Here is a 25,423-nt window from a genome sequence, read left to right as displayed (position 1 = left end):
AATGAAACTCGTGACATTCGCCCTTGCCGCCGCGCTGTCGCTGGCCGGGCTGTCCGCCTCGGCCGAGGCGCTGAAGATCGGCGTCGTGCCGGGCGCCTATGGCGATGCCGTGAACGTCGCCGCCGAGGAGGCCAAGGCCAAGGGGCTGGAGGTCGAGGTGATCGAATTCAGCGACTGGACCACGCCCAATTCCGCGCTGGCCAGCGGCGACATCGACCTGAACTTCTTCCAGCACCAGCCCTTCCTCGAGAATGCCGAAAAGGAACGCGGCTATGATTTCGAGGTGGTGGGGCAGGGCATCCTGGCCAATCTCGGCCTTTATTCCCTGCGCCACAAGAGCGTTGACGAGATCCCGCAGGGCGGCACCGTCGCCATCGCGAACGACCCGGTCAATCAGGGGCGCGGCTTGCTGCTGCTGGAGAAATCCGGCCTCATCAAGCTGCGCGAGGGCGTGGGCTTTCTAGGCACGCTGGACGATATCACCGAAAACCCGCGGGCGCTGAAATTCACCGAGGTCGAGGGGCCGCAGCTTGTGCGCATCACCGGCGACGTGGATCTGGCGCAGGGCTATCCGCATTTCATCGTCGCGGCGGGAGCCTTTGATCCGACCTCGGGACTGGCCTATTCCGGCATCGAGGACAAGCAATTCGCCGTCAGCTTCGTGTCCCGCGCCGACAACAAGGATGACCCGCGCATCGCGCAGTTCATCGCGCTGTTCCAGCAGTCGCAGGCGGTCAAGGATCAGGTGCGCCATTCCTTCGCCGACAGCGACAAGCTGTATATCCTCGCGTGGCAAGGCTGATGACGGGCCTGGCTGCAAATCTGGGCCGGCGGAGCGCGGTGACCGAGCTGGCCCCGGCCGCCGCGGCCGCCACCCCGGCGCTGCGCAAGGCGGGGACCGTGCGCTTCGAAGCCCTGGGCAAGAGCTATGCCTCGTCGGCGGGGCAGGTGCAGGCGCTGGCGGGGATCGACCTCGACATCCGCGCGGGCGAGATCTTCGGCATCATCGGCCGCTCGGGGGCGGGCAAGTCCAGCCTCTTGCGCACCATCAACCGGCTGGAGCGGCCCAGCACCGGCCGCGTGCTGGTCGATGGCGAGGATATCGCCGCGCTGGACGAGGCAGGGCTGGTGGCGCTGCGCCGCCGCGTCGGCATGGTGTTCCAGCATTTCAACCTGCTCTCGGCCAAGACCGTGCGGGGCAATGTGGCGCTGCCGCTGCGCGTGGCCGGCCTGCCCGGGGGCGAGATCGCCCGCCGCGTCGACCAGGCGCTGGAGCTGGTCGGCCTGACGGGCAAGGGCGATACCTATCCCTCGCGCCTGTCCGGCGGCCAGAAGCAACGCGTCGGCATCGCCCGCGCACTGGTCAGCCGCCCCGAGATCCTGCTCTGCGACGAGGCGACCTCGGCGCTGGACCCGGAAACGACGGTTTCGATCCTGCGGCTGTTGCGCGACATCAACCGGCGGCTGGGCCTGACCGTGGTGCTCATCACCCATGAGATGAGCGTGATCCGCGAGATCTGCGACCGCGTCGTGGTGCTCGAGGCCGGGCGGATCGCCGAACAGGGCCCGGTCTGGCAGGTGTTCGGCGCGCCGAACCATGCCGCGACGCAGGCGCTGCTGCAGCCCCTGCAGCACGGCCTGCCCGAGGACCTGGTCCAGCGCCTGCGCGACAAGCGGCACGGGGCGGGCGACGAAACGCTGGTCGAGCTGAGCTTTCTGGGCCGCAACGCCCCGGACCTTGGCCAGCTTGCCGCCGTGACGGGGCAAGGGGCGGGGCGGGGCCGGCTGCGGCTGGTCAGCTCGCAGCTGGAACGCATCCAGGGCCATTCCATCGGCAAGCTGCTTGTGGCGCTGGGGCCGGGCGTTGCGCCCGAGGCGCTGGCCCCGCTGGCCGATCAGACAAGGATATTGGGATATGTTGACGCCTCAGATGATTGATCGCCTGCAACAGGCATTCTGGGATACGGTGCTGATGGTCTCGGTCTCGGCCGGGATCGCGGTGCTGGTGGGGATTCCGCTGGCGGTGTTCCTGGTCACCTCGGGACCGGGCGGCATCTTTCCGGCGCCCCGGCTGAACCGCATCGTCGGCACGGTGGTCAACGGCTTTCGCGCCGTGCCCTTCATCGTGCTGCTGGTGGCGCTGATCCCGTTCACCCGGCTGGTCGCCGGCACCACGATCGGGGTCTGGGCGGCGATCGTGCCGCTGGCGGTTTCGGCGACGCCCTTCTTCGCCCGCATCGCCGAGGTCTCGCTGCGCGAGGTCGATTCCGGGCTGATCGAGGCGGCGCAATCCATCGGCTGCCGCCGCCTCGACATCGTGCGCCATGTCCTGCTGCCCGAGGCGCTGCCGGGCATCATCGGCGGCTTCACCATCACGGTGGTGACGATGATCGGCGCATCCGCCATGGCGGGGGCGGTCGGCGCCGGGGGGCTGGGCGACGTGGCCATCCGCTATGGCTACCAGCGCTTCGACACCACGGTGATGCTGGTGGTCATCGCCATCCTGATCCTGCTGGTCTCGGCCGTGCAGTTCACCGGCGATTACGCGGTGCGCCGGCTGCGGGCGCGCTGATCGGGAAAGGAAATGGGGGCTGACTGCCCCCATACCCCCGTGGATATTTTCCCAAGAAAGAAGCCTATTCGGCCGCCAAGGCGGCTGCCGGGCGAAAGGCCTGGGCGCTGTGGCGTTCGGGCAGCCTGTCGCCCTGGCCGAACAGCTTGCGGCGCAGCGTCCCTTGGGCATATCCGGTCTTGTAGCTGCCGCGGTCCTGCAATTCCGGCACGATCAGGTCGGCGAAATCCTCGTAGGTTTCGGGGGTGACCAGCCGGGTCAGGTTGAAGCCGTCGATCTCGCCCTCGCGGATCCAGGATTCCAGTTCGTCCGCGACCTCGGCCGGGTCGCCCACGGCCAGCGGATAGCGCCCGCCAAGCGCCAGCTGGCCTAGGAGGTCGCGCTTGGTCCAGCCCCGGCTTTCGGCCAGCGTCGCCGCCGACTGGATCGCGTTGGTCGGGCCATAGGGGATGGGGTCGTCGAGGCCGTAGCGGGCAAAGTCGATGCCGGTCGAGGCGGCGAAATGCGCCAGCCCCGCCTCGGGGCTGGAATGGGCGCGGTATTCGGCCAGCTTCTCCTGCGCGGCGGCGGCGTTGTGGTCGGTCACGACATTGATGCCGAGGATGACCTTGACGTCCTCGGGGCGGCGGCCGGCGGCGACCACCGCCTCCCGGATGCTGCGCGAGGCCTTGCGGGCCAGCGCCTTGTCCGGGGCCGAGATGAAGACGCATTCCGCATGCCGCGCCGCGAATTGCTGGCCGCGCCCCGAGGTGCCGGCCTGGAACAGCACCGGCGTGCGCTGGGGCGAGGGTTCGCTGAGGTGCCAGCCCTCGACGTCGTAGAAGCGGCCGTGATGCACAATCCGCCGCACCTTGGCCGGGTCGGCATAGACACGGGCGTCGCGGTCGCGGATCACCGCGTCGTCGTCCCAGGACCCCTCCCACAGCTTGTAGAGCACGTCGAGATATTCGTCCGCCTGGTCATAGCGCAGGTCGTGGCCGGTCAGGCCGTCGCGCCCGACCGCGCGGGCGGCGCTGTCCAGATAGCCGGTGACGATGTTCCAGCCGATCCGTCCCCCGGTCAGGTGGTCGAGGGTCGAGATGCGGCGGGCAAAGGTATAGGGCGCCTCCTGGTTGACGTTCACCGTGACGCCGAAGCCAAGGTTCTGCGTCACCGCCGCCATGGCCGAGACCAGCAGGATCGGGTCGTTCACCGGCAGCTGCACCGACTCGCGCAGCGTCAGGTCGACGCCGCCGCCATAGATGTCGTAGGTGCCCAGGATGTCGGCCAGGAACAGCCCGTCGAACAGGCCCCGCTCCAGCGTGCGCGCCAGCCCGGTCCAATAGTCCAGCCGGATGTAATCCGCGGAACGGTCGCGCGGATGCGTCCATTGCCCGTGGTTGATATGGCCCACGCAGTTCATGTTGAAGGCGTTGACGATGATATGCTTGCCAAGGCGCTTGTCCGTGCGGGCCATTCAGATCGCTCCGTGTCGCGGCGGGTTGACGCCGTTCAGGCTGTGGTTGCCGATGGCGTGGTATTTCCAGCGCACCGGGTCGTGCAGCGTATGGGTGCGCACATTGCGCCAGTGGCGGTCCAGGTTGTCCTCGGCGAAGGTGGCCGAGGTGCCGGTCAGCTCGAACAGCTTCGAGGCGGCGAGCAGCCCTGCCGTCGTCGTCAGCGCGCGCGCCGCGGCCACCGCCAGCGAGGCCTGCGCCACGGTGAATTCCGTCGGGTCGGCGATGGCCTCGTCCACGGCGCGGCCGGCGCGGTCCACGAGCGCCTCGGCCGCACGCAGCCGGACCGAGACCTCGCCCAGGCCGGCGACCAGCAGCGGGTCGTCTGCCGCGCGTTCGACCCCGGCGTCGATCCATGGCCGGGCGCGGTCGCGGATGAAGGGCAGGGTGGCGGCAAACGCGCCCTGGCCGATGCCGAGGTCGATGGCCGCGTGCATGATCTGCGCCAGCGGGCCGATGGGCGTCGGGCGCTCGAAACTGGACTGGAAGGGGACGACCCATTCCGGCCGCACCTCGACCTGCCGGAACGCGACCGAGCCCGAGCCGGTGGTGCGCTGCCCGAAGCCGTCCCAGTCGTCGGTGACGGTGACGCCCGGCGCCTCGCGCGGGATGAAGACCAGTTGCTGGCGGTCGTCCTCGTCCACGACCAGCGTCGGGATCCAATGCGCATAGATGGCGCCGGTGCAATAGAACTTGTCGCCCTGCACCAGCAGCCGGTCGCCCTGGCGCAGCAGCCGGGTGCGGCGCTGGAAGTCGCGGGCGCCGATTTCCGCCAGCGCATTGCCGAAGCGGTGCCCCGACAGCGCCAGCCCGTCGAAGAAGGCGCGCTGTTCCGGGCTGCCGCCGCTGCGCAGCACCTCGAGCGCATAGAAATGGTTCTGCGGGATCTGCGCCAGCGACCCGTCGGCCGCCGCGACGATGGCGATGACGCGCGCCAGCGTGACGGCCGAAACCGCCGCGCCGCCATGTTCGCGCGGCACGGTGATGCCCCAGAGCCCCGAGGCGGTAAAGGCGTCGAGCTGCTGCCAGGGCAGCCGTCGATCGCGGTCGCGGTCCGAGGCGCCGGGCGCGAATGCGGCGGCAAGGCGGCGGGCGGCCTCGATGGCCTCGGCATCCGAGGCGATCACATGCACGCCCTGCGGAGGAGATGCGGTCTTCATGCTCAGTTCCATTGATGGCGGGCGGGCAGGGCGCCGTTCAGGTGCCAGTTGCCCAGCAGGTGATGTTTCCAGCGCACGGGATCGTGCAGCGTATGGGTGCGGGCATTGCGCCAGATCCGCCCCAGGTTCGGGCCTTCGCGTGTCGCGGCCGAGCCGGCCAGCTCGAACAGCTTTTCTGCGGCATTCAGGGCGATTTCCGTGGTCAGGATCTTGGCCTCGGCCACGGCGACCGAGGCGCGGGCGCTGGCCTCGGCGGTGACTTCGCCCGCGGCGATGTCGTCGAGCAGGCGCGCGGCGTCGTGCAGGACGGCGCGCGCGGCCCACAGGTCGACCTGCAACCGCCCGATATCGCCGATGACATAGGGGTCGTCCTGGGCCCGGGCGACGCCGGAATCCACCCAGGGCCGCGACTTGTCGCGGATGAAGCGGACCGCCTCGTCCAGCGCGCCGATGGCGATGCCGCTGTCGATGGCGGCCTGGATCAGCTGCGAGACGGGGCCGGCCAGTCCCGGCACCTCGGCGCGCTGCCAGACCGGGATGATCTGGTCCTCGGCCACCGGCACGTCGCGAAAGATCACGCTGCCCGAGGCGGTGGTGCGCTGGCCGAAGCTGGACCAGTCGTCGACCACCTGCACGCCGGGCGCGTCGCGCGCCACCCAGACCTGGACCGGGCGGCCCTGCTCGTCGGCGGCGCGGGTCGGGATCCAATGCGCGAACATCGCCCCCGTGGAATAGAAGCGGTGGCCGTTCAGCCGCAGGCCTTCGGGGCTGCGGCTCAGCCCGGTGGCGTTATGGGTGACGGGTTTGCGGCTTTTCTCCGGCCCGGCATTGCCGATGCGGGCGCCGGCAAGGATGTCGGCGAACCAGCGCGCCTTCTGCTCCGGGCTGCCCGCCTCGGAGAGCAGCTGGATGACGCCGAAATGGTTCTGCGGGATCTGGCCGACCGAACTGTCGGCGGCGCAGAGGATCTCGAACACCTCGGCCAGGGTCACATGGTCCAGCCCCGGCCCGCCCCAGTCGCGCGGCACGGTGATCGCGCCAAGGCCCGAGGCGGTGAAGGCGGCGATCTCGTGATGCGGCAGGATGCGGTGTCGGTCGCGCTCGGCCGCCTTGGGGGCCCAGTCGGCCGCCAGCTGCCGTGCCGCCTGAAGCGCCTGTTCCCGCGTCTCGATCAGGGCCGGCACGACGGGCTTGCCGGGATCTGCCGGGATTTTCGCGGGGTGAAAGGTCATGGCGGTGCTCCTGTGCTGGCGGTCGGGCGGGCCGGGCCGGAATGGCTGCCCGGCCCGCACGGCATCGAAAGCTGCCCGATGCGGCCACAGGATCGCCTTGCGGAGGTCTGATCTCCATTCCAAAGATCGGCGGGGGCAGAGCACAGGCTTCCACCAGGCGCGGCGCGGACAGTAAGCCCATGCCCCGGTCGGGTCGGGCTGTCGGTCCAGGGGCGGCGGATGGGTGGCGTTCAGCCAGCAATGGCCGATATGGAGGACCTGCCCCGCACCGGGTCGCGCAGCGCATGCGCCCGCCCGGCCGGGATCGGGCGCCCTTCATTCCTTTGCAGGAGCTGGCCGATCTGCCCTGCGGGGACCTTTATCTGCACCAACCCTGTCCGGACGAAGGGGCGCATCGGCTCGGTGGCCTTCGGCCATCCGCCTCATGCGACCGGCGCCGGGCGCCGGAACCGCTTCGGGCGAGAGGATCCTGCTTGCGAACGGGGCCGTCTGTCGCGACCGCCATCCAGAGGGCCGGGACAGCGTGCCGCCACCGGGGCCGATCAGCCGCCCGCTGCGCCGGCGGCTGGCGCCAAGGCCCGGGCTTGCCGGGCTTTTCTCAGTTCGAGAAAGCCTCGATCAGGTTCAGGACGGCGAGGATCTTTCGGGTGCCGCTGTCGACACGATAGATCCGGTCGTCGTCCCGATAATAATTCCACCCCCGGCGCTGCTCCAGGCCGTATCGGTCCAGGTTGCGGATCAAGGTGTAATTGCCGATGCGAAGCGTGTCGCCTACCCGGGTGCCATAGCGTTTGCCGACCTGACCCGGCGGAACGCAGGGCGGGTTCTTCTTGGCAAGTCCCGGCGGGCAATCGGCAACATGGCGAGCCTGCGTGCGGGGCTTGTCCTTGTGGCCGCGATGGTCGTGATGACCCGCGAAACCGCCCTTGCCGTTGTTCCGCCCGGGATCGGCCACGACCGGCGCGGCGCCCGTCGCGGCAACAACCAAGGCGGCCATCAGTATCGGCGCCAGTTTCATCGTTCGTGCTCCAAGCAGTATCCAGCGAAGCATATAGCCTCAACGGGGCGCAAGGTTGCATCACGAAAACAGGCGCTGGCGGAAAGGCGCCGCCGGGCTGCAGGCCGCGCGGCATGCGCCGGGGCATGTCCATCACCCCAGGCTGTCATATCTGCGCACGATCCAGCTGATGTCATAGGCCAGCCAGACCGCGCCGATCAGCGCGACGCGTTGCAGGGTCCTGGCGCGAAGCGCCGCGAAGGCGACGGACAGGCCCAGGGCCAGCCTCAGGAAATATTCGGGGCCCAACGCATGAAGATAGTCGCTGCCCTTCATCAGCGTGTCGAACAGGTCGAAGCCGAATGTCAGGGCAAAGACGCCGAAGAACCAGCGGCGGCGGCGCATGAAGAAGCTCTCGCTTTCGGCATGGTCGGGCAGCGCGTCGGGAAAGATCAGCGTCGCCATCACGAAATGCAGCGAGGCATAGCAAAGAACGAAGACATAGGCGCCGAAATGCCAGTCGCTGATACGGCGCAGCCCGAATTCCCACCACCAGAAATGCACCGCGCCCAGCAGGACGATGACCGCCCAGACCGTCTGGGCCAGCATGCCCTCGGTCCGGGCGGGCGACTGGATGCGCCGCGACAGTCCCGACAGGACGCGGGTGATCCCCAGCCCCAGGATCATGCTGACGAGAATGCGAAGATGGCCGTAAGCATCCATCGCCAGGCTCCTTCATCCTTCCACCGTCCCCATCCATCCTGAAAGCCGGGATCGCGTTTTTCCAGCCCCAAGGCGGAAATTTATCGTAACCTGCCCGAAGAGATCATTGCATTGAAAGGATTGGGACATGCCTTCGTTCAAGGTTTCGTGGATCGCCATCGCTCTTCTCATCCCGCAGGTCGCGCAGGCTTCCGAGGCCTGCGACGGGGTCGGCCGTATCCAGGACGACGCGGGCAGGAATGCCTTCCGCGCCTTCGTCACCGGCGCGCTGACCGAGCCGCCCCCCGCTTCGCAGATCGCCGTCGACGATGTCCTGCGGCAGGGCGCGTGGACCATCGTCGGCGCGGAAATCCCCGATGCGGACGGCGTGGGTTACTTCCTGTATCAGGAACGGGGCGGCAAGCAGATGTTCTACGGCATCTGGGGCGGGATGGCCGATCCGTCCGAGGCTGCCGAGGTCGTCAAATGGGCGACCGACCAGGGCGCGCCTGCCGCATTGGCCCGGTGCTTTGCCAGCATAGCGACCGCGGAGTGAGGCCGAAGGCAAGCCCGGATCGAAACCCTGTTCCCGCGCTGCCTCCGGGGGGCGTAACCGCTGTTTCCCGCTTTCGGGGTGCGGTGGCCGATGTCCGCCGCCTCGTTCATCCGCTGCTGTCTTCGAGAAAACCGGGGCAGCTGTTCAGGAAGAGGCGGGTCGGACGCCGGCCCATGCGCGTCTCGCGCCCGGGCCTCCATGGCGCTCATCCGCCGCATGACAAAGGGGGAGGCGCGACGAGGAGAGCCGCGAGATGCGCCTGCGGTGCGGGGGGCATGGCCCCGCCGCGTCCCTCATCTTCCGCTGGGCGCGGCATAGATGGCCGACCAGAACCGGGTCCGGCCATCCGAGCCCGTCGCATGGCCGATGCCGAATTGCCGGACCTGCGGAATCAGGATGTTGGCGCGGTGTCCGCTGGAGCCGTTCCATTCCCGCAGCACCTGATCGACCCCGTAAGGGCCGGCGGCAATGTTCTCGGCGGTGATCCGGGGCGAATATCCCAGCGTCTTGATCCTTTGCGCCGGCCCGCTGCTGCGGCTGCCGGCATGGGTCATCCGGCCCCGGCGGGCCATGTCGCAGGCATGCTCGGCGGCGGCGCGGGCCAGCAGGGCGTTGGCGCTGACCGGAGGCAGGCCGGCCTGGATGCGGGCGCTGTTGGTTGCGGCCAGGCCGGAGCCGATGACCGCCGCGCTGGGGGCGCTGCATTCGACCTCTCCCGGCGGTGATGCCTGCACGTCGTGGTCCTTGACGGGATCCCGGGCGTCCGGGGGCGTGCAGGCGGCAACCAGTATGCAAGCCATCATCGTCGCGCGGGGGTTGTGCGGGAATGCATGCGGCATCGTCCTTCTCCTGGCCTTATGGAAGAACGCCTGCGGCATGACTGGGAAATTCCGGTGAAATAACTCAATAAATCTTGTGCATCCATGCCTGCGCTTCTGGCAGCGCAACGCAAAGCGGGCGATCCTCGAACACGTTATGCGTGCATAACCTTTGATGCGGCTTATTGTTCCGCAGGCTTCGGACCACCGCCAGGCACCGGAACAAACCCGCCGCCAGCAGGACCAGGCCCGGCCTTTCGGGGGACGGGCCATGCCGGCCACGGTCCAGCCCTTGCCGGCGCCGGGTTTGCGGCAGCTCTGGATCGACCGGCGCCGGCTTTCCATCGCGTCGCGGGGCGGGCGAACCGCTGCCGGCCTCTCGGGGCGAAGGTGCTGCCCTCGCCCGGCAGCCGGCCAGAGGGCAAGGCGACGAGGCCGCCCGTCGGGACCGCTGCCGAATGACGGGCCCCGACCACCAATCTGATCCATTTGGACAAGTCGACATGGTCCCCGCTTCCTCTCAGGATGGCCGAAGATCGGTTTCCGAGTAAGGTCATGGCCCGTATCCTTCTGACCCTCGCGTTCCTGTTCGGGCCGGCCCTTGCGCTGGCCGAACCCTTGGCCGGGCGATGGTCGGGCACCTATGCCTGCAATGCGCTTGGCGGCGCGCAGTTCACGCTGGAAACCGAGCAGGCGGGAAACGGCATCATCTCGGGCACCTTTTCGTTCGAGATCGGGACAGGCGGCCGTGCGCTCAAGGGCGCCTACAAGGTCATGGGCCGCGGCGGCGCGGACGGCTTCCGGCTGCAGCCGCGCGACTGGATCGAGCGCCCGCCGGGCGTCGAGGCCCTTGCGCTGAGCGGCAGGACCCGCGACGGCGGCGCCGTCATCGAGGGCGAGATGGAGGGCTGCGCCCTGAACGACAGGTTCCTCGGCGCCTCGGCGGAAGGGATGGCCGTGCGGCTGGAGGACGCCAACAGCGAGCCCGTGCCGCCGACCATGGGCCCGCCGGCCGGGCGCTGGAAAGGAGAGGTGATCTGCCGCGGCCAGCGCAAGACCACGCTGTCGCACCCGATCGAGGCGGTGATCCTGACCGACGGTGATCGCGTCGCGGCGGATGCGCGGGTGCATGTGGCCAACCAGCAGGGCGGCGTGCCCGCCGAGCAGCGCACGATACTGGGCGGGCAAAGCGCCGAGGGGCGGCTGGAGCTGGCCGGGCTCGGCAGCCTTTCCCCCGGCGGCCCGCGGTTCCAGATCAACGGCCTGTCCCTCGCCGTCGATGGCCAGTCGCTGAGCGGCCCGGTTAATATGCGCGGCTGCGACAAGGTCAGCCTGACCTATGCCGGCCCCGCCGCTGTGCCGCCCCTGCCCGACAGCATGACCGGCAGCTGGGTCGGCACGGCGGAACAGCAGAACGGCGCCATCGCCATGCATTTCGAGCTGCGGAACGGCCGGGCCGGGGGCTTCGGCGAGCTTCGCCTCGGCGCCCCGGCGCATCTGCCCGTGGAGCGGCGCAGCAAGCTGCATCTTGTCCTGGCGCCGGTGGGAGAGCTGAACGGATGGCAGCTGATGCTGCCGCTTGGCCAGCGCGCCTTCGAGATTTCGCAAGACGATGTCCGGCGGCACAGTTCCGGCCCGGTCGGGCCGTTCGCCAAGGCCGGCGCCTATCTGGTGTCGGAAACCCCGGCCGGCGGGCTTGAGCTTGTGGCGCTGATCCGGTCGGGCGATTTCGCCGTGGCCGCCTCGCTCAAGCCGGGCACGCCGCCGGGGCCCAAGACAAGTGTGCTGGTCTTGCAGCGGTCCGAGGGCGGGCTTGCCGATGCCGTCGTCGCCGGTGAAACGCCGCCGGTGATCTTTCCCGAACCGCTGGGGGGAACGCTGGCGGCGGCGCGCTCGCGCGAGGCGCAATGCGCGGTCTTGCAGGAATGGATCACCCCCTATTCCGAAGGCAAGGACATGCGCGGGACGGTGATCGCCAATCTGCAGCGCGAGCTGGCAGAGGCCTTCACCGACGCGAAGTTCGAGCCGGTGTTCGGCCTGCCCTTCGCCCTTCTGAGCGACGAGGAGCGCAGGGCGCTGGCCCGTTTCATCCGCGAGGATTGCGAGCAGGGACAGGGCATGGCCGACGTGGGCTTTGCCGGCGCGCAAGTGATCGGGCACCAGAGGGGCTATCGGGAAATGGTTAAGCGCCTGACCGATGTGGCGGAATCCTCGCGTTGGGCCGAGGCCGCGCTGGACGAGGCGCAGGCGCTTTCCAGCACGGCGGCTTCCCTCGCCCGGATCGAGCAGCTGAAGGCCGGGGCCCGGGATCGCGCGCGGGAGCTTTCGGCGCGGCAGATCGCCGGGCTTGACGCGGGGCTGGCGCTTCGCGCGCGTCAGATCCGCACCGATATCCTGCGGGCCGATATCGACCGCGACCTGCCCGGACTTTCCGCCGGCAGCCGGGAAGACGGCGCCCTCGACCAGCTTTTCCGGCTGGCCGGGCGCATCGCGGATGAGGATATCCTGCCTGACGCGCGGCAAGAGCTGCATGATCGCATCGCGCCTCCTGCCCTGAAGATAAGCGACGAATACGTGACCGCGCTGATGGCCGAGGTCGATACCTTGCCGGCCTCGTTGCAGGGCCTTGCGGATGCCCGGCGGATCGGTGCTGCGCTTGGGCCGGTCGTCGAGGCGGTGCACGAGCATTTCGGTGCCGATCTCCGGCCCCGCATCCAGCCGCTCTTTCTTCGCCGCAGCGTGATCGAAAGCGATCCGGCCGTGCTGGAAGCTTTCCGGAAACTGCTGGCGGATGCCCCCTCCGGTCGCGGCGCGAAAGAGGCGGTCCGGGCCGCTGCCGCGCAATATCTCGACGAGGCGGCGATGCAGCGCCTGCCCGAATATGGTGCGGTCTACAAGGCGGCTCTGGAACATGCCGAGTGGCGCGCGATCATCATCACCGACAACAGCCGCAATCCCGGCCGGGACGAGCCGCGTGCCGAGGATATCGCCCGGTTCGCGCTGGACCGCGTGCGCGAGGTGAACGCGACGATCTCGCAGATCGAGGACGACTGCCTGCAGGGGGTCGCGGCCATCGGCAACAGTCCGGCGCGCGGGATCGAGTGCCTGACCATGCCGGCGGTCTGGACGGGGCAAAAGGGCTTTGCGTCCGAGCTGGTCTCGGTCACCAAGATATCCTGCTCTCCCGACGCCGGGGGGTTTCGATGCTATTTCCAGCAGGAGATACAGTTTTTCGGCCCCGGCGGCGCCCGCATGAATCTTGAGGATTTCATCGGCACCTTCGGAGAGAGGGCCGCCCGGCTGGAGGTTCAGGAGGCGCTTTTCATCCCCGGGAACGAGGGCTGGCAAGTGCTCTGGGGCGACTTGAGATAGGGCGGAGGCAATGCCGGCGGCGGGGCCTCGCCCATCCCGGAGGCCGCATCAGGCGCCCGACCGGGCGGTTCGGTCCCGGATCGGAGGGCAAAAGACGTCTTTTCTGGCCGCGAAAGCAGCCTGACCCGCACCCGGCCCTGAAAGGTCGGTAGCCGAAGGCTTGCGGTGCAATCGGCCGGCTTGTCCGGTCCGCTGGCCGGCCCGCCAGGAACATCCCGCCCGTTTCCCTGTTGTTGGCCCCATGCTGCTGAAGGCGTGAAACCTGCAACAGGAAAGGACGACGACATGCCGAAGATGGCCGATGCCAGGATTCTCATCCTCGCCACCGACGGGTTCGAGCAATCCGAACTGGAAGTGCCGCGCGACCGGCTGCGCGAGGCAGGCGCGACGGTCGAGATCGCCTCGCCCGACGGAGAAAGCATTCGCGGCTGGCAGGGCGAGGATTGGGGGCAGAGGGTCCAGGTCGATCTGGATTTGTCCTCGGTCGATGCGTCGGGCTATGACGCGATCGTGCTGCCGGGCGGCCAGATCAACCCCGACAAGCTGCGCCTCGAGGCCGGCGCGGTCGATCTGGTGCGGCGCTTTCACGACGAGGGCAAGATCGTCGCGGCGATCTGCCACGGGCCCTGGCTGCTGGTCGAGGCGGATCTGGTCGAGGACCGCAAGGTGACCTCTTACAAGTCCATCCGCACGGATCTGGTGAATGCGGGCGGCATCTGGACCGACAGCCAGGTGGTATCGGACGAGCGCATCATCACCTCGCGCAGCCCGGACGACCTGGAAGCCTTCTGCGGCGCCATCATTGCCGAGCTTGAGGGCGGCAGCGCGCAGCCGCGCTGACCGGCGGATCCGTGCCCGTCCCTTTGCGTTGAAATTCAGTCATCCGCGTCTTACAAGGGCCTTTCATGCCGATCCCTCCCGACAGGCCGACCGACGATCTGGGCCATGGCGCGGACACTCCCGCCGAAATTCCAAGGAACGGCTGGCGGCAGATATTCCGGCGGGTCCGGTCCGAAATCGCCGAAGACCATGTCGGCGTGGTGGCGGCAGGTATCGCCTTCTATGGGCTGGTCGCCATCTTCCCGGCCATCGCGGCGCTGGTGGCGATTTCCGGCCTGATCCTCGATCCCGCCGATCTGGGCAGCACCATGGAGCGGATATTCGCCTTCCTGCCCCCCGATGCCGCGGCGATCATCCGAGACCAGCTCGTCAAGGTCACCGATGGCGGGACCGGCACCGGGCTCGTCGCGGTCTCGGGCCTGGGGATCGCAGTTTACGGCGCGATGAAAGGGGTGATGACGCTGATCGAGGGGCTGAACATCGCCTATGACGAAGACGAGACACGCAGCCTGCCGATGCTCTACCTGACCGGCTTCGCCTTGACGCTGGCGCTGATGGTGGGCTTGATCGTCGCGATCGGCCTGATCGTGGTGCTGCCCCTGGCCGCCGATCTGCTGCATCTCGGCGGAAGGGTGCAGGCGGCGATCTCGTGCATCGCCTGGCCGATCCTTGCAGGCTTTGCGGTGCTGGGGCTGGCGGTGGTCTATCGGTTCGGCCCGTCCCGCAAGGCGGCGCAATGGCGCTGGCTCAGCCTGGGTGCGGCGCTGGCCGTCTGCGTCTGGATCGCCGCATCCTTCGGATTTTCGCTCTATGCCAGCAATTTCGGCAGCTATACCGAAACCTACGGAACGCTGGCCGGGGTGGTGATCCTGCTGACCTGGCTCTGGCTGTCGGCCTATGTGATCCTGGCCGGCGCCGAACTGAATGCCGAGATCGAACAGCAGACCGCACGCGACACGACGGCCGGCGCACCGCAGCCCATGGGCCTGCGCGGCGCCGTCAAGGCGGACACGCCCCCGCCCGGAACAGCGCATCCGAACGGCGAAGGCGGGAACGGCGCGGATGGGGCGTCCGGCGCCTCGGCGGAAGGCTCGCCCCGCCATGAGCTTCTGCTGGCCGGGGCGCTGGCCCTGCACGCCTTGATCCGCATGGCGAAGCCTCGCGGCAAACAACCGCATGAGGATGATCGCCGGCTTGAGTAGATTCCAGCCCGATGCATCTTCAGGAACATTTCCCGGCGCATTGTGTTGGACCGGCATGAACAGGAGGCGAGCATGACCGATCATGACGACCACGTCGAGAAATTCTGGAGCCGGCTCGGCGGCATCAACTCCGGCATGCTGGGCTTGATCCAGGACGCGCGGCTTGTGCCCATGTCGCATTATGCCGAAGCCGAAGCGGGCAGGCTGTGGTTCATCACCGCCAAGGGGACGGATCTGGCCCGCTCGCTGGCCGTTGGCGGCAAGGAGGCCGTGCATGTGGTCGGCGACGAGGGGAAAGGGCTCTTTGCCCGGATCCACGGCACGCTGGCCCTGTCCGACGACCGCGCCAAGCTTGACGAGCTGTGGAACGCCGTGGCCGCAAGCTGGTTCGAGGACGGCCGGCAGGACGAGGATGTCCAGCTTCTGCGCTTCGATCTTGCCGAGGCCGAGGTCTGGCTGACGGGCGGCAGCCTGTCCTTCCTCTATCAGATCGCGAAGTCCAAGGTCACCGGCGACAAGCCGGATATGGGAGAGCATTTCACCCTTTCCTTCTGAACCTCGCCGCGGCGGCTTGTCCCGGCCCTTCACCCGGTGGCGACCGGTCGCGAGCCGCGGAAATCCGGCGGACGCCCCGCGCCATCTTCGAGATCGCACCGGAGCCATGCTGCCCGGGGGCTTGCAGAGCCATGCACTCGACTGGCGCGACATCTGCGGCGGCGTCCAGTCGGGCAGGATCGGCCCCGATCGGCCGCTGCACAAGTGTTCCGCCCGGATGAAATCCGGCAACAGCACCACGCCCGCGCCATCGGCCTATGCGCCGGCAGATCGCCATCATTGGCGCTGATGGACCGCCCCGCAAAGCCCGCTTTCCCGGTGGGTGCCGGCGCTATAGGCCGGGCAATCGCCGGGCGACAATTCGCTGGGATGCTGGACCTCGGCATGCGGCCTGCCTGGTGCCGCGACCAGCAGGCGTTTGACCGGGCCGATCTTGCGCCAGATGGTGGACTTGTCCGAAGGCGCGGCGGAGATGCGGATCGTCATGTCGAAATCCTCCTCGGCATGTCGAAGATCGACTTCGACGCACTGCCGCCGTCGCAAGTTGCCCGGCAAGGGGCGGGTGCGGTGCATCGCATCGCCTGCTGCGGCAGTTCGCGGTGGATGCCGAGCCCGACCATTTTCGATATCCTTGCTCCGCTGCTTCCCGGCAAGCAGGCCGAGCCGGAATTCGTCGCGACGGCGATCCTGGGCGGCCTGACGGAGAGCCATGGCGTCGACGCTGGCCGGGCTGCTGGCCTGGTTTCTGCCGGGAACCGGCGAAGGCGCGCATCAGCGGCGCGCCAAGGAGTTCGTGCCGAAGGAGATGCCGAACCCTTCGAGCTCGGCGGCCAGCCGCGCCAGAGCCTCTGCATCCGGCGCGATGGCGACCAGCCGGTTCATGGCCATGCCTTCGGGCGCCTCGGCCGGTTCCAGCGCCAGCACGCCCGCGGCCAGCTGCAGCAGATGCGGGCGCTCCGCGTCGGGCAGGCGGACATAGCCCTTCAAGCGGTGGATGGCGCGCCCATGCCGCGCGATGATTGCGGCCAGCCCTTCGCGGTCCGGGGGTGGGGAAATCCCGATGATGCGGCTGGCGAACAGCCGACCATGGTCGCGGTCCGGGGCCAGGGCCACTAGGCTGCGGCCGTCATGGGGCGTCGCCAAGGCCTGCATGAAGCCGCCGTCCACCGCCAGATGCTGGCTGGCCAGCGGGTTGAGCCGGGCGACCAGCCGCGCCGCGCGGCGCAGCGCAGCGCGGCCGGCGATGTCGGCGCGCGACAGGAACACGGCGTCGGCGCCGCGGATCTGGCTTTCCGCAACCCTGCCGATCCGGGGATCGGCCAGCCGCTCGGCCAGGCTTTGCGGATCGACAACCGCCACCACCGCCCGGCAGTCCAGCTCGGGCTCGGCCAGGGCAAAGGCGGCCAGCCGCTGCGGCTCGGCCACGCCGCTGGCCTCGATCACCAGCCGGTCCACCCGGTCGCGAAGGCTCAGCGCCCGCTCGAAGGCGTCGAACAGCCCGCCGCCCATCGAGCAGCAGATGCAGCCGTTGCTGAGCTGGATCGTGTCGGCCGAGCGGCCGGCGATCAGTGCCGCATCGACCGCGATGTCGCCGAAATCGTTGACCATGACCAGAATGCGCTCGCCCTGCCGGTCCAGCAGCCGGTTCAGCAGCGTGGTCTTGCCCGCGCCCAGATAGCCGCAGAGCAGGTTGACGGGCAGCGGCGCGGCCATGGTCAGAACGACCCGGCCGCGACCGGCCTGCCGCCGAAGACGGTGCCCCAGACCCGGACCTCGCGCAGGTGCTCGGGGCCGAGGGTATGCGGATCGTCCTCGAGCACGGCGAAATCGGCGCGCTTGCCGACCTCGACCGAGCCGAGCTCGCCGTCCAGCTTCAGCGTATGGGCGGCGCCCAGGGTGATGGCGTAAAGCGCCGCCTCCAGCGGGATGCGCTCGGACGTGCCCAGCTGCCGGCCGCTGTCGGTTCGGCGATTGACCGCGCACCAGGCGGTGACCAGCGGCGCCAGCGGCGTGATCGGCGCGTCGGAATGGATGGCCAGCGGAATGCCCATCTCCAGCGCGCTGGCGCAGGGGTTCATGCGGCAGGCGCGCTCGGGGCCGATGGTGATCTCGTAATGCTTGTCGCCGAAATAATACAGGTGGTTGGCGAACAGGTTCACGCAGCATTGCAGCGCGGCGATGCGGCGCAGTTGCGCCCGGTCGGCCATCTGGCAATGTTGCAGCACATGGCGGTGGTCGGGGCGGAAATGCCCGGCCAGCGCCGCCTCCAGCGCCTCGATGGCGGCAAGGCTGGCGCCGTCGCCGTTGACATGGATATGCATCTGGATGCCCTGGCGGTTCAGATCGTCCACCATGGCGTTCAGCGCCTCGGGGGCGATGTTCCAGATGCCGTTGTCGGTGCCGCGATGATAGCCCGGGGCCAGCAGTTGCGCGGTGAAGCCCTGGATCGAGCCGTCGGTGACGATCTTGACCCCGCCCAGCCGCACCCGGTCGGTCGAGCGCGCCCGCAGCTCCTTCGCCCGCGCCGCCACCGCCGCGGGTGGCAGCGCCATGGCCGACAGCATCGGCACCAGCCGCAAGGGATAGCCGGCCTCGGCCGTGGTGGCGAACAGGTCGGCCAGCGTCTCCTCGGCCAGCTCGTTCAGCAGGTCGGTCGAGGTGGTGACCCCCGCCCGGCAGGCCGAGCGCGCGAAGTTCCAGATCGCCTCGGGATCGCCGCCCATGGCGCGGAAGCTGGCGCCGACCCGGCGCATGACCGGGAACATGGCGCCCATCTCATGCAGCTCGCCGTGCAATTCGCCGTCCTCGGTGTGGATGACGCCGGGCACGTCGGTGTTCTCGTCATAGCCGGCCAGGTCCAGCGCCACGCTGTTGGCGGTCAGCAGGTGCATGTTGGAATGCAGCACCACCACCGGCCGCGTGGTCGAGACCCGGTCGAGGTCCAGCCGCGACAGCCGGTCGCCCGGCACGAAAAGCGGATCGAAGCCCCAGCCGACGACGGGCCCGTCCCCCAGTTCCTCGGCGCGGTCGCGCAGGCGCTGGACCAGCGCGTTGGTGCTGGTGACGCCCTGCCACAGCCGCCCGTCCGGGGCCACGCGGTCGTAATGCCCCAGATAGGTGAAGCGCCAGACCGAGCCTTCCATCATATGGGCATGGCCCTCGACGAAACCGGGCATCAGCACCTTGTCGGCGAATCGGTCGTCGTGGTGCAGCTCGCCCCGGTCCTGCATGTCCTCGGGGCCGCCGACGGCAAGGATGCGCCCGTCATGGGACACCATCACATGCGTCGCCTCGGGCCGCGACGGGTCCATGGTGATGATGCGGCGTGCTGAAAAAACGGTCGGGATCATGCAATTTCTCCGTCGGATGCGGCGTCGCGGGCAGATTAGCCGTGACAAACATCCTGCGTGAAATGCATAATTGCGCGGGATTTCCGCTATTTTCCTGAGGGTCGGATGCATTACACCCTGAAGCACCTGCGCTATATCGAGGCGGCCGAGCGGCACCAGTCGATCACCGCCGCGGCCGAGGCGCTGGCGGTCTCGCCCTCGTCCATCGCCGCCGCCATCGACCATGTCGAGGCGCAGCTGGGCCAGCCGGTCTTTGCCCGCGTGCCCTCGCGCGGGATCGGGCCAACGAGCTTCGGGCGCAAGATCATCGACGAGATCCGGCTGCTGCTGGTGGCGCAGGCGCGCTTCGACGGCAAGATCGCCGACCTGGAGCAGCGCATCGACGGCACCGCCCGCATCGCCTGCTTCACGCCGCTGGCGCCGATCCTGCTGCCCACGATCCTGTGCGAGGTGCGCGAACGCTATCCGAACCTGATGATCGAGGTGATGGAGGGCAACTGGGAGGAGGTGGTGCGTGCCGTCGATACGGGCGACGCCGATTTCGCCTTCTGCTACGGGCTGATGAACGAGCTGGCCTATCGATTCCTGCCGCTTTTCGTCGGCCACCCCCATGCCGCGCTGCCGGCGGCGCATCCGCTGGCCAGCGGCCGCTTCGTCACGCTGGAGCAGCTGGCGCCCGAGCCGCTGGTGGTGCTGGACCTGGACCTGTCGCGGCGCTACCTGATGGACCTGTTCGCGACGCGCGGGCTCAAGCCGAACGTGGTCTATTCGGCGCGCTCGACCGACATGATGCGGGCGCTGATCGCGGCCGGCATGTGCTACGGCATCTTCAACATCCGCCCGATGAGCAAGCAGACCTATGCCCGCGGCGACCTGGTGCGCCTGCCGCTGGCCGGCGAGCACGACGCGCCGCGCGCCGGGGTTCTGACCCGGCGCGACGTGCAGCTGACCCCGGTTTGCGAAGCGATCATCGCCACTTGCGAGATGCAGGCGATGCGCGGCGAATTCGACCGCGCCTTCGTGCGGCCCTACCTTCCACAGGATTTCTGAGGAATTCGGGCGCAAAAATGCATTTGCCGCAAAGCCTGCCGATGACCGATCCATAAGGACGCAGCGTCAACGCAGAATTCGGCGCGCGCCCAACACGGAGAACCAGATGACCCTTCCCCCCGCCTTTTCGCGTCGTTTCCTGCTGGCCGGTGCCGTGGCGCTGGCCGCGATCGCCACCGCCCCCGCGCTTTCTGCGCAAGAGGCGCAGCAGGGCGGCACGCTGGTCGTGGCCTCGGTGCAGAAGCCGCGCCACCTGAACGCCGCCGTGCAATCGGGCATCGCCACCGGCGTGCCGGCGGCGCAGATCTTCGCCACGCTGCTGCGCTATGGCGAGGATTTCACCCCGCAGCCCTACCTGGCCGAAAGCTGGGAGTTCAGCGATGACAGCAAGGTGCTGACGCTGAAGCTGCGCGGCGGCGCCACCTTCCACGACGGCCAGCCGATCACCGCCGAGGACGTGATCTGGTCGCTGGGCGTGGTCAAGGAGAACCACCCGTTTTCCAGCATGCTGGAACCGGTCGAGGCCTTCGAGGCGCCCGATCCGCAGACCGTGGTGATCCGCATGAAGCAGCCGCATCCGGCGATCCTGCTGGTGCTGTCCTCGGCGCTGACGCCGATCCTGCCGAAGCATGTCTTCGACGACGGCCAGGACATCAAGTCGAACCCCAAGAACAATCTGCCCGTGGGCTCGGGCCCGTTCAAGGTGACTGCCTTCGAGCCGGGCCAGCACATCATCCTTGAACGCTATGACGGCTTCTTCCTGGAGGGGAAGCCCTATCTGGACCGCATCGTGATCCGGCAATACCAGGACGCCAACTCGGGCGTGCTGGCGCTGGAATCGGGCGAGGCACAGATGTTCCCGCTGCTCGACTCGACCCGGCTGATCCGGCGGCTGCAGAAGTCCGGCGGCCTGACCGTGACCGATCAGGGCTATGCCGGCATCGGCCCGGTGAACTGGCTGGCCTTCAACACCAAAAGCCCCGGACTGTCGGATGTGCGCGTGCGTCAGGCCATCGCCCATGCCATCGACCGCAATTTCATCACCAAGGCGCTGCATTCCGGCCTGTCGAAGCCCGCGATCGAGCCGGTCGTGCAGGGCAGCCCCTTCTTTACCGAGGAGGTCGAGCATTACGACTTCGACCTCGACAAGTCCAAGGCCCTGCTGGCCGAGGCGGGTTTCGGCGAGGGCGGCAAGACGCTGAAGCTGCGCATCGACTACATCCCCGACAACGAGGAACAGCAGCGCGCCATCGCCGAATATGTCAAGGCGGCGCTGGCCAAGGTCGGGGTCGAGGTCGCCGTGCGCGCCTCGCCCGATTTCCCGACCTGGGCGCAGCGCGTGGCCTCGTATGACTTCGACATGACCATGGATCAGGTGTTCAACTGGGGCGACCCGGTGATCGGCGTGAACCGGACCTATCTGTGCTCGAACATCCGCGAGGGGATCATCTGGTCCAACACCCAGCAATATTGCAACGAAGGCGTGGACCAGCTGATGAACGAAGCGGGGGTCGAGCCGGACCTGGCCAAGCGCAAAGACCTTTACGCCCAGGCGTTCAAGCAGATCACCACCGACATCCCGATCCATTTCATCAACGAAGTGCCCTATCACACGGTCTATTCGCAGGCCGTGCAGAACCCGCCCGTCTCGATCTGGGGCGCGATGGGGCCGATGGATGAGGTCTGGCTGAAGCAGTAACCGGCGGAGGCAATCCCGATGTTTCGACCTATCCTGCGGCAGCTGCTTTATGCGGCCGCCCTGATCCTTGCTGTCCTTGTCCTGAACTTCCTGCTGATCCAGCTCGCCCCCGGCGACCCGGCCGAGGTCATCGCCGGCGAGATGGGCGGCGCCAGCGCCGAGGTCATGGCCGCGATCCGCCAGCAATACGGGCTCGACAAGCCGCTGCCGACGCAGCTGGCGCTGTATCTGGGCCGCGCGCTGCAGGGCGACCTGGGCATGTCCTATTTCTACAACCGCCCGGTGGTCGATCTGATCCTGTCGCGGCTGGGACCGACGCTGCTTCTGGTGGCGACCGCGCTGGGTTTCGCGCTGATCGTTGGCACGCGGCTCGGGATGCTCGCCTCGCGCAACCCGCGCGGCATCGCCTCGGCGGTGGTCACGGTGCTGTCGCTGGTCGGCTATTCGGCGCCGGTGTTCTGGACCGGGCTGATGCTGGTGATCCTGTTCGGCGCCACCATCCCGCTGTTTCCCATCGCCGGCATGATCGACGTGGTGAAACAGGGCGGCCCGCTGGTCCGGGCGCTGGACATCGCCCATCATCTTGTGCTGCCGGCGCTGACGCTTGGGCTGGTCTATCTGGCGCAATACAGCCGGCTGACCCGCGCCTCGATGCTGGAAGTGCTGGGCGCCGACTATATCCGCACCGCCCGCGCCAAGGGCGTCAGCGAGCGGCAGGTCTTCGGCCGCCACGCCTTCCGCAACGCGCTTCTGCCGGTCGTGACCGTCGCGGGCATGCAGTTCGGCGCCATCATCTCGGGCGCCGTGCTGGTCGAGACGGTGTTCAGCTGGCCGGGCCTGGGCACGCTGGCCTTCCAGTCGATCCTGGCGCGCGACTATCCGACCGTGCTGGGCATCCTGTTCTTCTCCACCCTGATCGTCATCATCGCGAACCTGCTGACCGACTTCGTGTCGCGCCTGCTGGACCCGCGCCTTGCCGGAGGTCGCTGAGTCATGACCGCGCCCGCCAGAACCACGGTTCCAGCCGCCCGCGGTCCCATGGCCGAAGCCTGGGACATCTTTCGCCGCAGCCCCTCGGCCATGCTGGGCCTGGCGCTGTTGGGGCTGGTCATCCTGATGACCTTTGCCGGCCCCTTCCTCTATCAGGTCGACCCATTCGAGATCGTCTGGGCACCGCTGACGCCGCCGGGCGAAGAGGCCACCATCCCCCTGGGCACCGACAATCTCGGCCGCGACATCCTGGCCGGGCTGATCGAGGGCGGCAGCGCCACCCTGGCCGTGGGCTTTGCCGCGGCACTGATCACCATGCTGATCGGCGTGCTGATCGGCGCCTATGCCGGCTTCTACGGCGGCCTCGTCGACGACATGCTGATGCGCGTCACCGAGTTTTTCCAGGTCCTGCCGCCGCTGCTGTTCGCCATGGTGGTCGTCACGCTGTTCCAGCCGACGCTGGTGAACGTGGCGCTGGCCATCGGCATCGTCAGCTGGCCGCAGACCGCGCGGCTGACCCGATCCGAGTTCCGCCGCATCCGCACGCTGGAATATGTCAGCGCCATGCGCGCCATCGGCGCGGGCAACGGCAACATCATCTGGCGCGTGATCCTGCCCAACGCCCTGCCGCCGCTGATCGTCTCGGCCACGCTGACCATCGGCATGGCGATCCTGTTCGAGGCCGGGCTCAGCTTCCTCGGCCTCTCGGACCCGAACGTCATGTCCTGGGGGCTGATGATCGGCTCGGGCCGGGAATACCTGCTGGACGCCTGGTGGGTGGTGACGCTGCCCGGGGCGATGATCTTCCTGACCGTGCTGGGCGTCAGCCTGGTCGGCGACGGGCTGAACGACGCCTTCAACCCCCGGATGAGGGAGCGCTGAGCCATGACCGAACCCGTTCTGGACATCCGCAACCTCAAGGTCGATTTCGCCACAAGGCGCGGCGTGGCCCATGTGCTGGACGACGTGTCCTTCAGCGTCGCCCCGGGCGAGCTGCTGGCCATCGTCGGCGAATCCGGCTGCGGCAAGAGCATGACCGCGCTGTCGGTGCTGGGCCTGATCCCCTCGCCCCCCGGCAAGGTGGTCGGCGGCAGCATCCTGTTCCAGGGCCGCGACCTGACCAAGCTGCGCCAGTCCGAGATGCGCAAGATCCGCGGCGGCGACATTGCGATGATCTTCCAGGAGCCGATGACCTCGCTCAATCCGGTCTTCACCTGCGGCGAGCAGATCGCCGAGGCGGTGCGCCTGCACCAGAAGGTCAGCCCCAAGGCCGCCTTCGCCCGCGCCGTGGACATGCTGCGCGCCGTCGGCATCCCCGAGCCGGAACTGCGCGCGCGTGCCTATCCGCACCAGCTTTCCGGCGGCATGCGCCAGCGGGTGATGATCGCCATGGCGCTGTCCTGCGAGCCGAAGCTGCTGATCGCGGACGAGCCGACGACGGCGCTGGACGTGACCGTGCAGGCGCAGATATTCGGCCTGCTGGACGAGCTGCGGCAAAAGACCGGCACCGCCATCGTCCTGATCACCCATGACATGGGCGCGGTGGCGGAAATGGCCGACAAGGTCGCGGTCATGTATGCCGGCCGCGTCATCGAGCGCGGCCCGGCCGATGCGGTGCTGGACGATCCCGGCCATCCCTATACGCGCGGCCTGCTGGCCAGCATCCCGCGCGTCGATGCCGACCCGGATGCCGATCTGCCGGAAATCCCCGGCATCGTGCCGGCGCTGACCGACCTGGGCCGCGGCTGCGCCTTCGCGCCGCGCTGCCCGCTGGCCGTCGACGCCTGCCACGCCGCCCAGCCCCGCCATATCGCCATGACCGGCGACCATTCGGCCGCCTGCATCCAGCTTGAATCCCGCGAGGTCCCGGCATGACCCAGCTTCTTTCCGTCCGCGACCTCAAGGTGCATTTCCCCACCGCGAAGGGCGGCACCGTCCATGCGGTGGACGGGGTTAGCTTCGACATCCAACGCGGCCAGACGCTGGGCATCGTCGGCGAATCCGGCTCGGGCAAGACCACCACGGCGCTGGCGGTGATGCGCCTTGCCCCGATCACCGGCGGCGAGATCGACCTGGACGGCACGCCCATCAGCCGCATCGAAGGCGAGGAGCTGCGCCGCGCCCGGCCGCGCTTCCAGATGGTGTTCCAGGACCCGTTCTCGTCGCTCAATCCGCGCGAGCGGGTCGGGCGGATCATCCGCCAGCCCATGGACCTGCTGGGCCTGGGCGAGCCCTCCGGCCGCGACGCGCGGGTCGAGGAGCTGCTGGCCCAGGTCGGCTTGCGCCCCGAGCTGAAGTCGCTTTACCCGCACCAGTTTTCCGGCGGGCAGCGGCAGCGGATCGGCTTGGCGCGGGCCTTGGCGACCAAGCCCGACCTGATCGTCTTCGACGAGCCGGTCTCGGCGCTGGACGTGGCGGTGCAGGCGCAAGTCCTGAACCTGATCCGCCGCCTGCAGCGCGAGACCGGGCTGACCTATCTGTTCATCAGCCACGACCTGGGCGTCGTGCGCCATATCTGCGACGAGATCGCGGTGATGTATCTGGGCCAGATCGTGGAAAAGGCGCCGGCGGCGCAGATCTTCGCCGCGCCGCGCCATCCCTATACCCAGGCGCTGATCGCCGCCGCGCCCTCGCTCGCGCCCGAGCATCGGCGGCGGGGCGGCGGCGCGCGGCTGCAGGGCGACCCGCCCAGCCCGGTCAACCTGCCGAAAGGCTGCCGCTTCGCCTCGCGCTGCCCGATCGCGGTCGAGGATTGCCGGCAGCGGATGCCGGCCCTGCGCGAAGTCGCCGCCGGGCAGGCGGTCGCCTGCCATCTGGCCTGACGGCCGGCCG

General features: G+C 68.5%; 23 protein-coding genes. 14 read left to right on the top strand and 9 right to left on the bottom strand.

All coding sequences use genetic code 11. The annotated features are described in order from the left end of the window. Position 1: 1 nt before the first annotated feature. From LOS78_RS20055 to LOS78_RS20045, 3 genes are read left to right on the top strand one after another with little or no spacing between them, the layout of a single operon-like run. Entirely contained in the window at positions 2 to 802 is an 801-nt protein-coding gene (locus tag LOS78_RS20055) for a MetQ/NlpA family ABC transporter substrate-binding protein (RefSeq protein ID WP_230378905.1), read from the top strand. Beyond that, positions 802 to 1,938 (top strand): methionine ABC transporter ATP-binding protein, encoded by a 1,137-nt coding sequence (locus LOS78_RS20050; RefSeq protein WP_230378904.1) that lies wholly within the window; start codon positions 802 to 804, stop codon positions 1,936 to 1,938. The genes LOS78_RS20055 and LOS78_RS20050 overlap by 1 nt, the downstream gene beginning before the upstream one ends. Continuing rightward, a complete protein-coding gene (locus LOS78_RS20045; protein ID WP_198019339.1) occupies positions 1,916 to 2,572 on the top strand; it encodes a methionine ABC transporter permease in 657 nt (218 codons plus the stop codon). Before LOS78_RS20050 ends, LOS78_RS20045 begins: the two co-directional genes overlap by 23 nt. A 64-nt stretch (positions 2,573 to 2,636) precedes the next feature. Here LOS78_RS20045 and LOS78_RS20040 read toward each other — a convergent pair whose 3' ends face one another. The 5 genes from LOS78_RS20040 to LOS78_RS20020 all read right to left on the bottom strand — a co-directional run bounded on the left by LOS78_RS20040 (position 2,637) and on the right by LOS78_RS20020 (position 8,180). Then, positions 2,637 to 4,028 carry an LLM class flavin-dependent oxidoreductase gene (locus tag LOS78_RS20040; RefSeq protein WP_230378903.1) on the bottom strand — a complete coding sequence of 464 codons (1,392 nt, stop codon included), beginning with the start codon at positions 4,026 to 4,028 and terminating at the stop codon, positions 2,637 to 2,639. Then, positions 4,029 to 5,228 carry an SfnB family sulfur acquisition oxidoreductase gene (locus LOS78_RS20035; protein WP_230378902.1) on the bottom strand — a complete coding sequence of 400 codons (1,200 nt, stop codon included), beginning with the start codon at positions 5,226 to 5,228 and terminating at the stop codon, positions 4,029 to 4,031. It lies immediately after the preceding gene. 2 nt (positions 5,229 to 5,230) lie between these two features. Then, a complete protein-coding gene (locus LOS78_RS20030) occupies positions 5,231 to 6,460 on the bottom strand; it encodes an SfnB family sulfur acquisition oxidoreductase (RefSeq protein ID WP_230378901.1) in 1,230 nt (409 codons plus the stop codon). A gap of 598 nt (positions 6,461 to 7,058) precedes the next feature. Then, positions 7,059 to 7,478, bottom strand: a complete 420-nt coding sequence (locus LOS78_RS20025; protein WP_230378900.1) for a hypothetical protein — start codon at positions 7,476 to 7,478, stop codon at positions 7,059 to 7,061. Positions 7,479 to 7,610: 132 nt separating this feature from the next. Then, a complete protein-coding gene (locus tag LOS78_RS20020; protein ID WP_230378899.1) occupies positions 7,611 to 8,180 on the bottom strand; it encodes a hypothetical protein in 570 nt (189 codons plus the stop codon). A gap of 127 nt (positions 8,181 to 8,307) precedes the next feature. Here LOS78_RS20020 and LOS78_RS20015 point away from each other — a divergent pair, with 127 nt between their 5' ends. Next, on the top strand, positions 8,308 to 8,715 hold the full coding sequence (locus LOS78_RS20015) for a hypothetical protein (RefSeq protein ID WP_230378898.1): 408 nt from the start codon (positions 8,308 to 8,310) through the stop codon (positions 8,713 to 8,715). 293 nt (positions 8,716 to 9,008) lie between these two features. On the opposite strand, the gene LOS78_RS20010 is transcribed toward LOS78_RS20015, so the two are convergent. Further along, positions 9,009 to 9,449 carry a CAP domain-containing protein gene (locus LOS78_RS20010; RefSeq protein WP_230378897.1) on the bottom strand — a complete coding sequence of 147 codons (441 nt, stop codon included), beginning with the start codon at positions 9,447 to 9,449 and terminating at the stop codon, positions 9,009 to 9,011. A 639-nt stretch (positions 9,450 to 10,088) separates the two neighbouring features. On the opposite strand from LOS78_RS20010, the gene LOS78_RS20005 reads away from it, so the two are divergent. The 4 genes from LOS78_RS20005 (at position 10,089) to LOS78_RS19990 (ending at position 15,502) form a co-directional block, all read left to right on the top strand. Then, a complete protein-coding gene (locus LOS78_RS20005) occupies positions 10,089 to 12,905 on the top strand; it encodes a hypothetical protein (RefSeq protein WP_230378896.1) in 2,817 nt (938 codons plus the stop codon). A gap of 285 nt (positions 12,906 to 13,190) precedes the next feature. Then, positions 13,191 to 13,745 (top strand): type 1 glutamine amidotransferase domain-containing protein, encoded by a 555-nt coding sequence (locus LOS78_RS20000; protein WP_230378895.1) that lies wholly within the window; start codon positions 13,191 to 13,193, stop codon positions 13,743 to 13,745. A gap of 65 nt (positions 13,746 to 13,810) precedes the next feature. Continuing rightward, a complete protein-coding gene (locus LOS78_RS19995) occupies positions 13,811 to 14,947 on the top strand; it encodes a YihY/virulence factor BrkB family protein (RefSeq protein ID WP_230378894.1) in 1,137 nt (378 codons plus the stop codon). Positions 14,948 to 15,019: 72 nt separating this feature from the next. After that, complete coding sequence (locus LOS78_RS19990) at positions 15,020 to 15,502, top strand: pyridoxamine 5'-phosphate oxidase family protein (protein ID WP_230378893.1); 483 nt, start codon at positions 15,020 to 15,022, stop codon at positions 15,500 to 15,502. Positions 15,503 to 15,778: 276 nt separating this feature from the next. Here the strand turns inward: LOS78_RS19990 and LOS78_RS19985 are convergent, their stop codons facing one another. The 3 genes from LOS78_RS19985 to LOS78_RS19975 are packed head-to-tail and all read right to left on the bottom strand — an operon-like array spanning position 15,779 to position 18,852. Continuing rightward, positions 15,779 to 16,213, bottom strand: coding sequence for a hypothetical protein (locus LOS78_RS19985; protein WP_230378892.1), 435 nt, complete (start codon positions 16,211 to 16,213; stop codon positions 15,779 to 15,781). 60 nt (positions 16,214 to 16,273) lie between these two features. Next, positions 16,274 to 17,215, bottom strand: coding sequence for a GTP-binding protein (locus LOS78_RS19980; protein WP_028712774.1), 942 nt, complete (start codon positions 17,213 to 17,215; stop codon positions 16,274 to 16,276). 2 nt (positions 17,216 to 17,217) lie between these two features. After that, complete coding sequence (locus LOS78_RS19975) at positions 17,218 to 18,852, bottom strand: amidohydrolase (RefSeq protein ID WP_230378891.1); 1,635 nt, start codon at positions 18,850 to 18,852, stop codon at positions 17,218 to 17,220. 105 nt (positions 18,853 to 18,957) lie between these two features. Between LOS78_RS19975 and LOS78_RS19970 the strand changes: the two genes are divergently transcribed. The 6 genes from LOS78_RS19970 to LOS78_RS19945 all read left to right on the top strand — a co-directional run bounded on the left by LOS78_RS19970 (position 18,958) and on the right by LOS78_RS19945 (position 25,413). Further along, on the top strand, positions 18,958 to 19,902 hold the full coding sequence (locus LOS78_RS19970; RefSeq protein WP_230378890.1) for a LysR substrate-binding domain-containing protein: 945 nt from the start codon (positions 18,958 to 18,960) through the stop codon (positions 19,900 to 19,902). Positions 19,903 to 20,008: 106 nt separating this feature from the next. Beyond that, positions 20,009 to 21,601, top strand: coding sequence for an ABC transporter substrate-binding protein (locus LOS78_RS19965; protein WP_230378889.1), 1,593 nt, complete (start codon positions 20,009 to 20,011; stop codon positions 21,599 to 21,601). Between the two features lie 18 nt (positions 21,602 to 21,619). Next, the gene (locus LOS78_RS19960) at positions 21,620 to 22,591 is read left to right on the top strand and encodes an ABC transporter permease (protein WP_230378888.1); all 972 of its coding nucleotides are present in this window, start codon (positions 21,620 to 21,622) and stop codon (positions 22,589 to 22,591) included. A 3-nt stretch (positions 22,592 to 22,594) separates the two neighbouring features. Beyond that, positions 22,595 to 23,473, top strand: a complete 879-nt coding sequence (locus LOS78_RS19955; RefSeq protein ID WP_230378887.1) for an ABC transporter permease — start codon at positions 22,595 to 22,597, stop codon at positions 23,471 to 23,473. Positions 23,474 to 23,476: 3 nt separating this feature from the next. Continuing rightward, positions 23,477 to 24,466 (top strand): ABC transporter ATP-binding protein, encoded by a 990-nt coding sequence (locus tag LOS78_RS19950; protein WP_230378886.1) that lies wholly within the window; start codon positions 23,477 to 23,479, stop codon positions 24,464 to 24,466. Then, positions 24,463 to 25,413: an ABC transporter ATP-binding protein gene (locus tag LOS78_RS19945; RefSeq protein WP_230378885.1), complete on the top strand. Its 951-nt coding sequence runs from the start codon at positions 24,463 to 24,465 to the stop codon at positions 25,411 to 25,413. The genes LOS78_RS19950 and LOS78_RS19945 overlap by 4 nt, the downstream gene beginning before the upstream one ends. The last annotated feature ends 10 nt before the right edge of the window (positions 25,414 to 25,423 follow it).

The sequence above is a fragment of the Paracoccus sp. MA genome, assembly GCF_020990385.1.
Taxonomy (GTDB): Bacteria; Pseudomonadota; Alphaproteobacteria; order Rhodobacterales; family Rhodobacteraceae; genus Paracoccus.
Note: the sequence above shows the minus strand (reverse complement) of the source record. Positions and strands in the feature narration are given on the sequence as shown.